The sequence below is a fragment of the Streptomyces sp. BBFR2 genome (genome assembly GCF_044497305.1).
Classification (GTDB): domain Bacteria; phylum Actinomycetota; class Actinomycetes; order Streptomycetales; family Streptomycetaceae; genus Streptomyces.
The window spans coordinates 6,554,978-6,569,566 of sequence record NZ_CP172415.1 but is presented as its reverse complement, the minus strand read 5'-3'; the positions used below and the strand labels follow the sequence as shown (position 1 = coordinate 6,569,566).

Below are 14,589 nucleotides of genomic sequence, written 5' to 3'. Positions count from 1 at the left end.
GCACGGCCGCGGGTCCGCCCGCGCTACGCCGCCGCCCGTTCCCCGGCCTCGGCGCCCTTGCGGACGGTGCAGTGGAGGGAGTCGTCCTCCCCCACGTCGGCGACGATGGTGTCGCCGGGCCCTGCCTCGTCGGCCAGGAGCAGGGAGGCGATCCGGTTGTCCAGCTCGGTCTGGATGGTGCGGCGCAGCGGGCGGGCCCCGAACTCCGGCTGGTAGCCGTGGGCGACCAGCAGTTTCTTCGCCGCCTCGGTGACCTCAAGCGTCATGTCCTGGGCGTGGACGCGGCGCTGGCTGCGGTCGAGGAGATGGTCGACGATCCGGGTCAGATCGTCCTCGGTGAGGCTGTGGAAGAGGATGATGTCGTCGATCCGGTTGAGGAACTCCGGCAGGAAGCGCGCCCGCAGGTCCTCCATCAGCTCGTCCTTCAGCTCCGAGACGTCGCCCTCGTGCGCGATGATCCGCTGCGCGCCGATGTTGGACGTCATGATGACGACGCAGTGGCGGAAGCTGACGGTACGGCCCTGCGCGTCGGTGAGCCGGCCGTCGTCGAGGATCTGCAGCAGGGTGTTGAAGATGTCCGGGTGGGCCTTCTCCACCTCGTCGAAGAGGAGCACGCAGTACGGGCGGCGGCGCACCCGGTCGGTGAGCTGTCCGGCCTCCTCGTAGCCGACGTAGCCGGGGGGCGCCCCGACGAGCCGGGCGACGGTGTGCTTCTCCTGGAACTCGCTCATGTCGAAGCGGATCATGCGGTCCTCGTCGCCGAAGAGGAGTTCGGCGAGGGTTTTGGCGAGTTCGGTCTTGCCGACGCCGGTGGGGCCGAGGAAGAGGAAGGAGCCCACCGGCCGGTTGGGGTCGCCCATACCGGAGCGGTTGCGGCGGACCGCCTCGGAGACGGCGGTGACGGCCTCGCTCTGGCCGACGATCCGCTCGTGCATCGCGTCCTCCAGCTTGAGCAGCTTCTCCTTCTCGCCGGCGGTGAGCTGGGCGACGGGGATGCCGGTGCGGCGGGAGACCACATCGGCGATGTCGTCGGCGGTGACGGAGACGACGCCCTCGCGGCGCTCCTCGATTCCGGCGAGTTCGCCCTCCGCCTCGGCGATCTGCCCCTTCAGCTCGGACGCCTTGTCGAAGTCCTCTCCGGCGACCGCCTGGTCCTTCTCGCGCCGCAGTTTGGCCAGGCGGTCCTCACGGCTGATGACCTCGGTGGAGCGTCCGGCGCTGCGCAGCCGCACCCGTGCTCCCGCCTGGTCCATCAGGTCGATGGCCTTGTCCGGCAGGAAGCGGTCGGAGACGTAGCGGTCGGAGAGTTCTGCGGCCGCGGTCAGCGCGCCGTCGGCGAACCGGACCTGGTGGTGCGCCTCGTAGGAGTCGCGCAGCCCCTCCAGGATCTGGACGGTCTCCTCGACGGTCGGTTCGGGGATCATCACCGGCTGGAAGCGGCGTTCCAGGGCCGCGTCCTTCTCGATGTGTTTGCGGTACTCGTCGATGGTGGTGGCGCCGACGACGTGCAGTTCGCCGCGGGCCAGCGCGGGTTTGAGCATGTTGCCGGCGTCCATGGCGCCCTCGCCCGCGGCGCCCGCGCCGACGACGGTGTGGAGTTCGTCGATGAAGAGGATGATCTCGCCTTCGGCCTGCTGGACGTCCTCGATGACCTTCTTCAGCCGCTCCTCGAACTGGCCCCGGTACTGCGCCCCGGCGACCATGCCGGACAGGTCGAGGGCGACGACCCGCTTGTCCTTGAGGGTCTGCGGGACCTCACCGGCCACGATGCGCTGGGCGAGCCCCTCGACGATGGCGGTCTTGCCGACGCCGGGCTCGCCGATGAGGACGGGGTTGTTCTTGGAGCGCCGGGAGAGGATCTCCACGGTCTGCTCGATCTCGTCGGCCCGTCCCACGACGGGGTCGAGCTTGCCCGCCTTCGCCTCCTCGGTGAGGTCGCGGCCGTACTCGTCGAGGGTGGTGGCCGGGGGTTTGGCGGCGGCGGGGGTGCCCTCCGCGCGGGCGGCCTCCTCGGCCTGCCGCCGCACCTTGTCGACGTCGAGGTCCTCGGCGCGCAGCAGCCGCGTGGCGCCGGATCCGGAGCCCGGGCCGGAGGTGTCGAGGAGCGCGCCGAGGATGTGCTCGGGGCCGATGTAGGAGACGCCCGCGGCCTGGGAGCGGTCGTAGGCGCTGGTGAGGGTGCGTTTGGCGGCGGGGGTCAGGCCCGGTTCGGCGGAGGGTTCGCCGGATTCGCGGGGCAGTACGGCGGCGATCTTGTCGCCGAGGCCGTCCGGGTCGACGCCGGAGCGGGCGAGGAGGCCGCGGGCCGGTTCGACCTTGGTGGCGGCCCACAGCAGATGTTCGGTGTCGAGGTCGGAGGTGCCGTCCTCGGCCGCCCGCCCCGCGGCCAGGTTGATCAGTTCCTGGGAGGAGTCGGTCAGCAGCCGTCCGATGGGGACCCGCTGGACGGCGGGCGGCGAGGACGCCGGGGACATTCCGAAGAACCGGTTCAGCAATTCGCTGAACGGGTCGGACGCGCCGAAAGCGGAACCGAACGGCATCGACATGTCTGCTCCTGGTGCGTGGGGGGTTCTCCTCACTCAAGCGCGGCCCCGGGTGCTCCGCAAACGGAAGGCGGGGCCCGCCCCCGGCGCGGACCGCCCCGCGGTTCCGGCCGGTGGGCCGCCCCGCGCCGCGGGTCAGGAGGGATCGTCCGCGAGGGCGTCGGTGACCCAGCGGTGGAAGGCGCCGATGTGGTGCTCGCTGGGGACGAGGACGCCGCCGTCGCGGTAGGCGCGGGAGTCCATGGCGGGCTGGGTGCGTTCGCAGGCGGCGAAGTCCTGGGTGTTGACGCGGTGGAACAGCTCGACCGACGGGGTGAGGTCGGCGCCGGACGCCAGGACCTCGGGCCGGTAGAGCCAGTCGCACGCGACGGTGGTGCGGTCGGCGGCGGACGGGAACATCCGGTGGACGATGACGTGGTCCGGGACGAGGTTGACGAAGACCTGCGGGCGCAGGGTGAGCGCGTAGTAACGCCGGTCCTGGGTGTCGTCGAGGCCGGGCAGCCGGCCGAAACCGCCGGTGCCGTCGACGGTGAATCCCTCGGCCGTCCCGGCGAAGGCCGCGCCGTGGCCGACGAAGTACTGGGCGGCGAGCCCGTCGGCGAACTCCGGGAGCACGTCGGTGAGTTCGGGGTGGATGGTGGCGCAGTGGTAGCACTCCATGAAGTTCTCGACGACGAGTTTCCAGTTGGCGCGGACGTCGTAGGTGATCCGGCGGCCGAGGGCGAGGTGTGCGGCGCCGTAGCGGTCGAGGGCGGTGGGGTCACCGAGGCGTTCGGTGGCCGCGGCGATGACGGTGTCCTCGAAGGACGGGGGCGCACCGGCGAGGCACACCCAGAGATAGCCGAGCCATTCCCGCAGGTGGACGGGGATCAGTCCGCGTTCGGTGCGGTCGACGCCGGGCATCTGCCCGAGGTTGGGGGCGGCGGTCAGGCGGCCGTCGAGGCCGTACGTCCAGGCGTGGTAGGGGCATTGGAGGGTACGGCGGACGGTGCCGCTCTCCTCGGTGCACAGGCGGGCGCCGCGGTGGCGGCAGATGTTGAGGTGGGCGCGGACCTCACCGCGCCGGTCGCGGACGAGCAGCACACTCTCCCGGCCGACCTGGACGGTGCGGAAGGCGCCGGGCCCGGCGAGGTCGGCGGCGCGGACCGCGCAGAACCACCGCCGTTCGAAGATCCGCTCCTGTTCACGGCGGAAGACGGCGGGGTCGGTGTAGGCGGCGCCGGGCAGCGTGGCGATCAGCTCGGGGCCGGGCGCGCTCGCCCGCGGGCCGCTGAACGGGGTGGCGGTCATCTTCGTTCTCCTCGGGCGGGGCGGTCCGGCGGGAGCGCCGAGGGCCGGTGCGGACGGAACGGGGCGGGGCGGTGCGGGCGGAAGAGGCTGTACGGACGAGGCGGAACGGGCGGCGGGCTCAGCGGTTCCGGCGGGCCGCCTCCGGGGCGACGAGGGGTTCGGCGGTGACGGTCGCGGCGAGCAGGTCGCCGAAGTAGCCGACGTGGACGGCGGTACCGGGTGCGGTGTGCGCGCGGGGCAGCCAGGCGTGGGCGACGCAGCGGCCGACGACCGGGCCGTGGGCGGCGGAGGTGAGGTGACCGGCCGCCTCCCCGGCCACGTACACCGGTTCGCCGCCGAGGACGGCGGCGGCCGGGTCGTCGAGGGTGAGGTGGACCAGGCGGCGCCGGACGGCGCCTTCGCGTCCGGCGAGGGCGGCGCGGCCGAGGAAGTCCCCCTTGTCGGGGCGGACGGCGAAGCCGAGGCCCGCCTCGTACGGGTCGTCCTCACAGGTCATGTCGTGGCCCCAGGCGCGGAACCCCTTCTCCAGGCGGAGGCTGTCCAGGGCGGCGCGCCCCGCGGCGACGGCGCCGAGGCCGCGGCCCGCCTCCCACAGCGTGTCCCACAGGCAGCGGCCGAGGTCGGCGGTGGTGTACAGCTCCCAGCCCAGCTCCCCGGCGTAGGAGACGCGCTGCGCGAGGACCGGGACGGGGCCGAGGTGGGCGCGGCGGGCCCGGAAGCGGCCGAAGCCCCGGTGCGAGAAGTCGCCGTCGGCCAGCGGCTGCACGAGGTCGCGGGCGCGCGGGCCCCAGACACCGATGCCGCAGGTGCCCGCGGTGAGGTCGCGGACGCGGACGCCCGCGGGGGCGTGACGGCGCAGCCACACCAGGTCGGCGGCGCTGTTGGCGCCGATACGGAAACGCTCCTCGTCCAGGCGGGTGACGGTGAGGTCGGAGCGGATGCCGCCGTGCGCGTCGAGCAGCAGGGTGTACGTCACCGTGCCCGGCGGCCGGTCGAGTTGATTGGTCGTCAGGTATTGCAGGAAGGCGAGCGCGCCCGGGCCCTCGACCTCCAGGCGGCGCAGCGGGGTCAGGTCGTACAGGCCGACGCGTTCGCGGGTGGCGCGGGCCTCGGCGACGCTCACCGGCGACCAGTGGCGGGCCGCCCAGGCGTCGCGCGGGGGCAGGGCGAGGCCGTCGGCGAGCGGGGCGTTCGCCTCGTACCACTGGGGACGCTCCCAGCCGCCCGACTCCAGGAAGTACGCGCCGAGTTCCCGCTGCCGGTCGTGGAACGGGCTCACCCGCAGCGGGCGCGGGCCCGCCGGCGGCTGGAGGGGGTGGACGACGTCGTAGACCTCGATGAAGCTGCGGGCGCCGCGCTCGGCGGTGTACGCGGGTGAGCGCTGGGCGCCCTCGAAGCGGTGCGGATCGCAGGCGTGCAGGTCGAGGGTGGTGTGCCCGTCGGTGATCAGTTCGGCGACGGCGCGGGCGGCGCCCGCGGAGTGGGTGACCCAGACGGCCTCGGCGAGCCAGAAGCCGCGCGGCGCGGCCGCCTCGCCGAGCAGCGGCATCCCGTCCGGGGTGAAGGAGAAGACGCCGTTGAAGCCGTCGGTGATCCGCGAGGCGCCGAGCGCGGGCAGCAGTTCGGTGGCGTCGCGCCAGCTCGGTGCGAAGTCCTCGGCGGTGAACGGCAGCGAGGACGGCATGACGGGCGCGTCGTCGTAGGCGGGCACGGTGTACGGGTCGACGGGCATCGGGCGGTGGGCGTACGAGCCGATGCCGAGGCGGTCGCCGTGCTCGCGGAAGTAGAGGTCGCGGTCCTGGAAGCGCAGGAGCGGGCGGACCGCCTCGGCCCGCGGGCCGCCGGGGACGGCGAGTGCGGGCAGCGGCGCGGTCGTCGCGTACTGGTGGGCGAGCGGCAGCAGCGGCACCCTCACCCCGGCCATCGCGCCGATCACCGGCCCCCAGAAACCGGCGGCGCTCACGACGTGGTCGGCGGGGAAGGTGCCGCGGTCGGTGACGACGGCGGTGACGCGGCCGCCGGAGTGCTCGATGCCGGTGACGGTGTGCCGGTCGAGGACGCGGGCGCCGCGGGCGGTGGCGCGGGCGAGCTGCGCGCGGCAGGCGGGCACCGCGCGGGCGATGCCGTCGTCGGGGGTGTACCAGCCGCCGTACAGCAGGGCGGCATCCAGCATCGGCCAGTGGCGGGCGCACTCGGCGGGGGTGAGGAGTTCCCCGCGCACGCCCCAGGAGGCGGCGAGGCGGGCCTTGCGGTGGAGGTCGGCCCAGCGTTCCGCGGTGGTGGCGATCTCCAGCCCGCCGACGGCGGAGAAGCAGGGCGCGCCGTCGGCCTCCAGCGCGGTGAACTTCTCGATGGTGTAGGCGGCGAAGCGGGTCATGGTGCGGGACGGGGCGGTGGCGAAGACCAGGCCGGGGGCGTGCGAGGTGGAGCCGCCGGGGGCCGGGAGGGGGCCCTGTTCCAGGACGGTGACGTCGCGCAGGCCACGGGCGGTGAGTTCGTCGGCGAGGGAGCAGCCGACGATGCCGGCGCCGATGACGACCACGCGGGCGTCGGTCGGGGGTGCGGGAGGCATGTCCCTCCTCGGGGAGGTCGGGGCGGACGGCGCCGGGACGGCGGTGCGGCGGGGACAGCGGGAGGGCACGGGGCGACAGAGACCCACGGTGTTGCGCAGGACACGATCGGTTGCGCGATGAGAGACATAGTGGGAACGCCGCAGCTCCACCGTCAAGGGGCCGGGAGCGGGCGGCCGGGAATCGCCGGAGGGTCCGGCGGAAGCGCTTGACGGGCCGTGGGCGCGCCGGGACTCTGTTGCGCGGAACGCTCCGCCGTGCGCACCGCGAAACGTTGTCCGGGTGCCGGGCGGTGCGCCTCCACGCGTCCGGACAGGCGCGGCGGCCGTCACCCGGCCGCCCGTCACCGGCCCGGACGAGGCCGCGGCTCCGAGGAGGACGCCCATGCACACCGTCACGGTCATCGGCGCGTCACTGGCGGGGCTCGGCGCCGCCCGTGCGCTGCGCGCCGAGGGGTACGCGGGCCGGCTGGTCCTGCTCGGCGAGGAGCCCCACCGGCCGTACGACCGGCCACCGTTGTCGAAGGCGTTCCTCACCGGCGCGGCGGACGCCGGCGCCCTCGCGCTCGCCGACGACGCGGAGACCGCCGCGCTCGCCCTCGATCTGCGCACCGGTACCCGGGCCGTCCGCCTCGATCCGCGGGCGCGGTCGGTGACGCTCGCCACCGGGGAGGAGATCCGCACCGACGGCGTCGTCCTCGCCACCGGCGCCGCGCCGCGCACCCTGCCGGGGCCGGTGCCCGGCGGGGTGCACACCCTGCGCACCCTCGACGACGCGCGGGCGCTGCGCGCCGCGCTGAGCGCCTCACCGGTGCGGGTGGTGGTGATCGGCGGCGGGTTCCTCGGCGCGGAGACCGCCTCGTCGTGCGCCGCGCTCGGCCACGACGTGACGGTGGTGGAGGCCGCGCCGCTGCCCCTCGCCTCGCAGTTGGGCGAGGCGATGGCCCGGGTGTGTGCCGCGCTCCACGCCGATCACGGGGTACGGCTGCTGACCGGTACCGGGGTGGCGCGGCTGCGGGCGGACGGCGCGGCGGACACCGTCACCGGGGTCGCACTGGCCGACGGCCGGCTGCTCCCCGCCGAGGTGGTCGTCGTCGCCATCGGGGTCCGCCCGCGTACCGGCTGGCTGGCCGGCAGCGGGCTGCCGCTCGACGACGGGGTGTGCTGCGACGCGGGCGGGGTGACGCCGCTGCCGCGGGTGGTGGCCGCCGGGGACGTGGCGCGGGCGGCGGGGGTGCGCGGTGAGCACTGGAGCGCCGCCACCGAACAGGCGGCGGTGTGCGCCCGCAATCTCCTCGCGGGCCGCACCGTGGCCACCTGCCGGGCGGTGCCGTACTTCTGGTCGGAGCAGTACGGCGTCCGGCTCCAGTTCGCCGGACGCCGGGCCCCCGGGGACCTGCCGCGCGTCGTGGCGGGCTCCCCGGCCGACCGTTCCTTCCTCGCCGTCTACGAGCGGAACGGCCGCCCCACCGCCGCGCTCGCCCTCAACCTCCCGCGACCGTTCGCGCGACTGCGGCGGGAGGTGGGGCGGGCGGCGGAGGGGGTGGGGTGAGGCGGGGGGCAGGCGTCGCTCATGCGGACGCCGCCGCCCGGGCTTCGGCGCACAACCGGGTGATGCGGTGGTCGGCACCGAGGATGCGCACCGCTCCGGCGTGTGCGCGGTCCGCCAGGCCCATGGCCTCCTCCCGTAATCCCGTCGAAGCCAGCATGCGAGCCAGCATGGCGGTCGCCTCCATGGTGAAGGGGTGTTCCTCACCCCATTCCTCGGACCGGGTGCGGGCGACCTCCCGTGCCTCGGCGACCGCGAGTTCCTTGTCACCGCGGTGCCAGGACACCTGCGCGAAGGTGGTCCGGGCCGAGGTGGTCATCGGGTGGCCCGGGCCGAAATGGGCTCTGCATGCCTCCAGCGCCGCCTGCGCCTGTTCGCTCACGTCGTCCCAGGAGGGCAGGGGCTCGGTCACCGCCGGCGAGGAAGTATCCGAGAGGACCTCGCGCATCGCCCAGGCACACATCAGCAAGGAACGGCAGGCGATCTCCTCGCTCCGCTCGCCCTGCAGATGCGGGACGACCTCCCTGACCCTGTCGGCCAGCCGGAGCGTGATGTCCAGGTCGCCGTTCATGCAGTGGTTGTCGACCTGCACGAAGAGGGTTTCCGCGGTTTCCGCGTGCGTGGGACCCAACAGGCGCTCTCTGATCCCGTGCGCCCGGCGCGCGAGGTCCAGTGCCTCCGTATAGCGTCCGCGCCTCCCGTAGACCCCCGCCAGCTGGATGCAGCCGTCTCCCACCAGCAGCGGCGCCTGAGCCTCCTGTGCGGTCGCCGCGCGCAGTGCCTCCTCCAGAATGGGCTCCGCGCCGGCGAAATCACCGTTCTGACTGATGACCTTGCCCAGAGCAATGGCGTCGGCGACCGCGGCCGATGTGGCGTCCGCCGCACCGCGCCACGCCCGTACGATTCCCTCGGCGAACGGCAACGCATCCGCCCAGCGTCCGGCGGCGTCATAGCGGTTCCTGACCCTGCGGGCCGTGTCCCGCACAAGGCCGGAGGTGTCGTCGCGGTGCAGGAGTGTCAGCAGATGCGGCTCGGCCAGACGCCTCGCGGCGTCCGTCACCGCGTCGTCGGAGGCGGCCCGGTTCACCAGGTGAGCCGCCGCGGCGGACAGCTCGGTCCGCAGCTCCCCCGGCATGCCCGAGGCGACCGTTTCGAGCAGCAGACCGTGCGCCGTCACACAGCGGATGGGCCGCTCCCCGCCGCCGGTCGGCATGTCCACCAGACTCACGAGGGAGGCCGAGAGCAATCCGTGGAGGGCCGCTTCGATCCGTTCCGGGCTGAGCTTCGGCACCTGTGTCGTCTGCACCGCGGACGGCGCCAGCAGGGAAAGCGGCACCGGGGCGTCCCCCCAGCACGACAGCAACCGCAGGACCACCTCCGACTCGGGCAGACCGCGCGAGGCCAGCGCATCGAGCGAGAGCTGCCAGGTCCGGCTCAATGTCTCCCGGGCACCGCTGCCGATGCCCGCTCCGCGGTCCAGCAGCGCCACGGGATCCGCACCGAGTCGTTCCAGATACTGCTCGACGGACCAGCTCTCCAGCAGTTGCTGGGCGAGAAAGCCGCCCGCCAGCGTCAAGGCCAGTGGATGGCAGCCGAGCCGCCGGGCCAGAAGCATCGACGCCTCGTGATGATGCGGTCCCGGCGCAAGGTCGTGCAGCAACTGCGCCGCCTCCGCCACGGGCAGCACATCGACCGGATGCAGCCGGGCGCCCGCCGCTGCCCACACCGGATCCGTGGCCTGCCGTGACGTCACCACAACCGTGCCGCGCCGGGAGGTCCGCAGCCAGCCGCCGCGCAGCAGGTGCGGGTCGTCCGCGTTGTCCATCACCAGCAGCCACGGGTCCGGTGAGGCGTCCAGCTGTTGCCACACCAGGTCGGCTGCGGCCCGGTGCCCCTCCTGCGCGGCCCGCACCTCCTCGGTGGACGCGCCCCGGTCGGCCGCCACCGCCAACATCCCTGCCCGAAGCTGTGACGTGGTGGACGCGTCCACCCAGAGCCCCACGGTTTCCGGCACGACCTGCTCGAACAGCCAGCGGGCCACGGCTGTCTTCCCGCAACCGCCGAAGCCGTGCAGGACGTGCACCCCGCCGCCGGTGGCCACCGCCGTCAGAAGTTCGGCCCGCAGCTCCTCGCGGTCGCGCAACGCGGTGCGCAAAGGGGCGGAGAGCGCCACTCGCACCGACGCCGGACTCGCCCCGGCCGCCGCCTCCGCCCCGTGGTGGTGATGCTCGGTGATCCGGATGTCTCGTTCCGACTGGAAGATACGGCCGTGTTCGTACGCGGCGGCGAACGGCCTGTCCTCGCTCATGCCGCTCATACCCCGTCCGCGCCCCCGATCCGCATGTCCCGGCCCGCCTGGTAGACGCGGGCGTTGCCGGAGGCGGTGGCGTGCTGGGTGACGCCGGGCGCGGGTGTTTCGGGCGGGGTGAGGTCGGTGACGAGGGCGCGCAGGTCGGCGGCGAGTTCGGGGTGGGCGGTGAGCAGGCGGCGCAGGCGGCTCTGCCATTCGGTGCCGCTGCCCTCCGCGACGGTGTCCCGGCCCGGGCCCTCGGGGGCGGCGAGCAGCTCCTCGCGGGTGTCGTCGAGGTCACGGGCGACGCCCGGTTCCTGCTCGGGGCGGGCGCGCCGCCACAGTGCGAGAAAACGGTCGCGTACGCCGTGCCAGGCGTCCGTCGTCAACGCGCCGACCAGCGCCGTGCCCGCACTGCCCGCCAGTGCCGCGATCTCCGGATCCACAACTCCCCCTCGGGGTCGAACCGTTCGGACGTTCAGCCTACCGGGGTGATCAGACGGCTACGGGCGGCTCGGGGCGGGTGCGGCGTTCGGCGTCGATGGCGTCGGCGGCGGTGCGCAGGGTGCGGATCGCGCCGTCCAGGAAGGGGTTGGGGTCGGCGGCGCGGCGGACCGCGAAGACGCGGCGGACGTGGGAGGGCCCGGCGAGCCGGATGAGGTGGACCTCGTCGGAGGCGAGCAGCGCGAGTTCGGGGACGATGGCGACGCCGAGGCCCTTGCGGACCAGTTCGAAGGGGAGGTTGTAGTCGTTGGTGCGGAACAGCACCTCGGGGCGGAAGCCGCCCTCGGCGCAGATGTGCAGCAGGGAGCGGGCGGCGTCGGTGTCCTCGCGGTAGCAGATCCAGCGTTCGCCGGAGAGGTCGCCGACCCGGATGCGTTTACGGCGGGAGAGGCGGTGGCCGGTGGGGACGAGGACGTAGAGGGGCTCCTCCAGGAGGAGGGTGGTTTCCAGGTCATCGGGCCAGTTGTGCGGCACCATGCCGTACTCGAAGATCACCGCGAGATCGAGGCGGCCTTCGGAGACGGCGGGGACGGTGGTCCGCGGATCGCCCTCCTCGTAGCGGACATCGACCTGCGGGCGGTCGCGGAGGAATTCCGCGAGGACGTCGGGGACGAGGCGGAAGCCCGCGGACCAGAAGCTGCCCAGGTGCAGCCGGCCGCGTTCGGCGGCGGCGAAGGAGCGCAACTCGTCCTCGGCCGACTCCAGTTCGGCCAGCAGCCGGGCGGCGCGGCGGGCCAACTGCACCCCGGCGGCGGTGGGCCGGACACTGCGCGGCGACCGCTCGAAGAGCTGGACGCCCAGGGCCCGTTCGACGGAGGAGATCTGCTGGGAGACGGCGGAGGGGGTGTACCCCAGGAGGCGCGCCGCGGTGCGCAGCGAGCCCGTCGCCACGACGTCACGTACCGCTTGGAGCTGCGTGGGGGTCAGCATCAGGTGACGTTAACAGCATGGGGTGAGAGGTCACCAGGGGTGGTTCTCGTGGCCGGGCGAGCGGGCGGCGGGGCTTTGCCGTGCGCGTCGGCGATCACGGGTTCTACCCCGGGTGATGCCGTTCGCACACCCCTGTTCCGTCCGTTGAGATGCGACAGATGAGCTGAACAGAATGTCCATGGATGCTCACCCTGCCTCATCTTGTGTGCGGCCGCGGGCTGCCGCACATTGAGCGGTCAGTGGCCGACCCGGCAGAAGGGCAACTCCATGGACAGACCGCTCCCGGGCCCCCGGGCCCGTGGCAGGACGCACCGGGCGGTGGCCGGTCTCTGCGTCACGGCGCTCCTGCCGCTCACCGCGGCCTGCGGCGGCGCCGATCCGACGACCCGGTCCGCGGCGCCGGTGCAGAAGAAGGATCCGGCGCTGCACGCGTTGCTGCCGCAGAAGATCCGGGCGGCGGGCACCCTGACCGTCGCGACGGGCGACGACTATCCGCCGCTGGTGTCGCTGGGGACGGACAACCGGACGCTGGTCGGGGTGGAGCCGGATCTGATCCAGGCGATCGCGCAGACCCTCGGGGTCAAGGTGACCTTCGCCAAGGCGAGTTTCGACAGCCTCATCGGCGGGGTGCAGTCGCACCGCTACGACCTGGCGATCCAGGCGATGCTGGACAAGCCCGAGCGGCGCGGCCGGATCACCTTCGTCGACTACTTCCGCACCAGCAGCTCGATCCTCGTGCCCGAGCAGCGGGCGGAGGACATCGCGGCGCTGACGGACCTGTGCGGCAGGCAGGTCGCGGTGGAGCAGGGCACCGCGCAGGTGGACGACCTGGAGGCGCAGAAGAAGAAGTGCGCTGCGGCCGGGGAGAGGGCGCCGGAGGTGCTGGTATTCCCCGATTCGGTGGGCTGTTTCCAGGCGCTGTCGACCGGCCGGGCCGAGGCGTTCGTCGGCGGCACCCCGACCGTCGAGTACCAGGCGGCGCAATCCAGCGGGCGGCTGCGAAGGACCGGCGAGCCCTACCGCTTCCTGCCGTACGGGATTCTCGTCGACAAGGAGGACAAGGCGCTGGTCACGGCGGTGCGGCGGGCGTTGCAGAAGGTCATCGACAACGGCGGTTACACGAAGATCCTCACGGCGTGGAAGGTCCGGTCGGGTGCGCTCCGGCAGGCGACGGTGAACGGGGGCGCGGTATGAGCGAGCAGGTGCGGGCGGGCGGCGGGCCCGCGGCGAAGACCCCGCCGGACGAGCGGATCCGGGCGGTGCCGCAGCGGCACCCCGGGCGGTGGGTGACCTCGGCGGTCCTCCTCTTCCTGCTGGTGTTCCTGGTGCAGGGGTGGGCGGCCAATCCGCGGATGCAGTGGGCGACGGTCGGGGAGTTCCTGTTCGCGCCGGTGGTGCTGGAGGGGCTGCGGACCACGCTGATGCTGACCGTCCTCGCGATGGCCGTCGGCATCGTGGGCGGGGTGGCGGTCGCGGTGCTGCGGATGTCCCCGAACCCGGTACTGGCGCGGTTGAGCGCCCTGTACATCTGGGTGTTCCGCGGGACGCCGCTCCTGGTGCAGTTGCTGTTCTGGTACTTCCTGTCGGCGATCGTGCCGGTCATCGGCCTCGGCGTGCCGTGGGGGCCGACATTCTTCCAGGTCGACACCAACCACCTCATCACCCAGCTCACGGCGGCGGTGCTGGGCCTGGGCCTGCACGAGGCGGCGTACATGGCGGAGATCGTGCGCGCCGGGCTGGCGTCGGTGGACGAGGGGCAGACGGAGGCGGCGCACGCGCTGGGGCTGACGCGGCGGCAGACGCTGCGGCGGATCGTGCTGCCGCAGGCGCTGCGGATGATCATCCCGCCCACCGGCAACCAGGCCATCTCGATGCTGAAGACCACCTCGCTGGTGTTCGCCATCGCCGTCCCGGAGCTGCTGACGTCGATCCAGGGCATCTACTCCCGCAACTTCCAGCAGGTGCCGCTGCTCGCGGTGGCGTGTGTCTGGTACCTGGTGGCGACGTCGGTGCTCAACGTCGGCCAGCACTACCTGGAGCGCCGCTTCCGCCGGGGAGCGGACCGCTCCGCCCCCGCGCCACGCGCCCGCCGCGGGGCCGCCGCCACCGCCGAGGAGGACCGGTCATGACTTCAACTCCCGTACAGCAGAAGGCAGTTGATGTGGTACGGGCCGAGGGCGTACGCAAGAGCTTCGGCTCCGTCGAGGTGTTGAAGGGCATCGATCTGACGGTGCGGGCGGGCGAGGTGATGTGCCTGGTGGGCCCGTCGGGCTCCGGCAAGTCGACGTTCCTGCGCTGCGTCAACCATCTGGAGCGGATCGACGCGGGCCGGCTGTACGTCGGCGATGAGCTGATGGGCTACGCGGAGCGCGGCGGCCGCCTCCACGAGCTGGGCGAGAAGGAGATCGCGCGGCAGCGGCGCGCCATCGGGATGGTCTTCCAGAAGTTCCATCTCTTCCCGCATCTGACGGCGTTGGAGAACGTCACGGAGGCGCCGGTCCTGGTCAACGGCGAGCCGAAGGCGGCGGCGCGGGAGCGTGGCCGGGAACTGCTGGCCCGGGTCGGCCTGGCGGACAAGGCCGGCACCTACCCCTCGCAGCTCTCCGGCGGCCAGCAGCAGCGCGTCGCCATCGCCCGCGCGCTCGCCATGCGCCCGCGGCTGATGCTCTTCGACGAGCCGACCTCGGCGCTCGATCCGGAGCTGGTCGGGGAGGTGCTGGAGGTGATGCGGGGCCTCGCCGACGACGGTATGACGATGGTCGTGGTGACCCATGAGATGGGCTTCGCCCGGGAGGTCGGCGACGCGCTGGTCTTCATGGACGACGGCGTCGTCGTCGAATCCGGCCGCCCCGCCGATGTCCTTTCCTCCCCGCGCGAGGCCCGTACCCGCGCCTTCCTCCGCAAGGTCCTGTGA

At 73.3% G+C, this 14,589-nt stretch carries 10 protein-coding genes; 4 read left to right on the top strand and 6 right to left on the bottom strand.

What is annotated here, in order from left to right; translation table 11 throughout:
* Positions 1-23: 23 nt before the first annotated feature.
* The 3 genes from ACGH2B_RS27045 to ACGH2B_RS27035 all read right to left on the bottom strand — a co-directional run bounded on the left by ACGH2B_RS27045 (position 24) and on the right by ACGH2B_RS27035 (position 6,405).
* A complete protein-coding gene (locus tag ACGH2B_RS27045; protein ID WP_399095196.1) occupies positions 24-2,546 on the bottom strand; it encodes an ATP-dependent Clp protease ATP-binding subunit in 2,523 nt (840 codons plus the stop codon).
* 132 nt (positions 2,547-2,678) lie between these two features.
* Entirely contained in the window at positions 2,679-3,833 is a 1,155-nt protein-coding gene (locus ACGH2B_RS27040; RefSeq protein WP_399095193.1) for an aromatic ring-hydroxylating dioxygenase subunit alpha, read from the bottom strand.
* Positions 3,834-3,951: 118 nt separating this feature from the next.
* Positions 3,952-6,405, bottom strand: coding sequence for an FAD-dependent oxidoreductase (locus tag ACGH2B_RS27035; protein WP_399095190.1), 2,454 nt, complete (start codon positions 6,403-6,405; stop codon positions 3,952-3,954).
* Positions 6,406-6,787: 382 nt separating this feature from the next.
* Here ACGH2B_RS27035 and ACGH2B_RS27030 point away from each other — a divergent pair, with 382 nt between their 5' ends.
* Positions 6,788-7,954 (top strand): NAD(P)/FAD-dependent oxidoreductase, encoded by a 1,167-nt coding sequence (locus ACGH2B_RS27030; protein WP_399095188.1) that lies wholly within the window; start codon positions 6,788-6,790, stop codon positions 7,952-7,954.
* Positions 7,955-7,973: 19 nt separating this feature from the next.
* Here ACGH2B_RS27030 and ACGH2B_RS27025 read toward each other — a convergent pair whose 3' ends face one another.
* Genes ACGH2B_RS27025 through ACGH2B_RS27015 form a run of 3 tightly spaced genes read right to left on the bottom strand, consistent with a single transcriptional unit; the run spans position 7,974 to position 11,675 of the window.
* Complete coding sequence (locus tag ACGH2B_RS27025; protein ID WP_399095185.1) at positions 7,974-10,259, bottom strand: tetratricopeptide repeat protein; 2,286 nt, start codon at positions 10,257-10,259, stop codon at positions 7,974-7,976.
* A 5-nt stretch (positions 10,260-10,264) separates the two neighbouring features.
* Complete coding sequence (locus tag ACGH2B_RS27020) at positions 10,265-10,687, bottom strand: hypothetical protein (RefSeq protein ID WP_399095182.1); 423 nt, start codon at positions 10,685-10,687, stop codon at positions 10,265-10,267.
* A gap of 49 nt (positions 10,688-10,736) precedes the next feature.
* Positions 10,737-11,675, bottom strand: a complete 939-nt coding sequence (locus tag ACGH2B_RS27015; protein WP_399095179.1) for a LysR family transcriptional regulator — start codon at positions 11,673-11,675, stop codon at positions 10,737-10,739.
* 267 nt (positions 11,676-11,942) lie between these two features.
* Here ACGH2B_RS27015 and ACGH2B_RS27010 point away from each other — a divergent pair, with 267 nt between their 5' ends.
* Genes ACGH2B_RS27010 through ACGH2B_RS27000 form a run of 3 tightly spaced genes read left to right on the top strand, consistent with a single transcriptional unit; the run spans position 11,943 to position 14,589 of the window.
* Positions 11,943-12,869 (top strand): ABC transporter substrate-binding protein, encoded by a 927-nt coding sequence (locus ACGH2B_RS27010; protein WP_399095176.1) that lies wholly within the window; start codon positions 11,943-11,945, stop codon positions 12,867-12,869.
* Positions 12,866-13,804, top strand: coding sequence for an amino acid ABC transporter permease (locus tag ACGH2B_RS27005; RefSeq protein ID WP_399095173.1), 939 nt, complete (start codon positions 12,866-12,868; stop codon positions 13,802-13,804). Before ACGH2B_RS27010 ends, ACGH2B_RS27005 begins: the two co-directional genes overlap by 4 nt.
* Complete coding sequence (locus ACGH2B_RS27000) at positions 13,801-14,589, top strand: amino acid ABC transporter ATP-binding protein (protein ID WP_399095170.1); 789 nt, start codon at positions 13,801-13,803, stop codon at positions 14,587-14,589. The genes ACGH2B_RS27005 and ACGH2B_RS27000 overlap by 4 nt, the downstream gene beginning before the upstream one ends.

Excerpts from the sequence above, each read along its gene's own strand:
- ACGH2B_RS27045 (WP_399095196.1), bottom strand. The coding sequence starts at position 2,546 with ATGTCGATGCCGTTCGGTTCCGCTTTCGGCGCGTCCGACCCGTTCAGC.
- ACGH2B_RS27040 (WP_399095193.1), bottom strand. The coding sequence starts at position 3,833 with ATGACCGCCACCCCGTTCAGCGGCCCGCGGGCGAGCGCGCCCGGCCCC.
- ACGH2B_RS27035 (WP_399095190.1), bottom strand. The coding sequence starts at position 6,405 with ATGCCTCCCGCACCCCCGACCGACGCCCGCGTGGTCGTCATCGGCGCC.
- ACGH2B_RS27030 (WP_399095188.1), top strand. The coding sequence starts at position 6,788 with ATGCACACCGTCACGGTCATCGGCGCGTCACTGGCGGGGCTCGGCGCC.
- ACGH2B_RS27025 (WP_399095185.1), bottom strand. The coding sequence starts at position 10,259 with ATGAGCGAGGACAGGCCGTTCGCCGCCGCGTACGAACACGGCCGTATC.
- ACGH2B_RS27015 (WP_399095179.1), bottom strand. The coding sequence starts at position 11,675 with ATGCTGACCCCCACGCAGCTCCAAGCGGTACGTGACGTCGTGGCGACG.
- ACGH2B_RS27010 (WP_399095176.1), top strand. The coding sequence starts at position 11,943 with ATGGACAGACCGCTCCCGGGCCCCCGGGCCCGTGGCAGGACGCACCGG.
- ACGH2B_RS27005 (WP_399095173.1), top strand. The coding sequence starts at position 12,866 with ATGAGCGAGCAGGTGCGGGCGGGCGGCGGGCCCGCGGCGAAGACCCCG.
- ACGH2B_RS27000 (WP_399095170.1), top strand. The coding sequence starts at position 13,801 with ATGACTTCAACTCCCGTACAGCAGAAGGCAGTTGATGTGGTACGGGCC.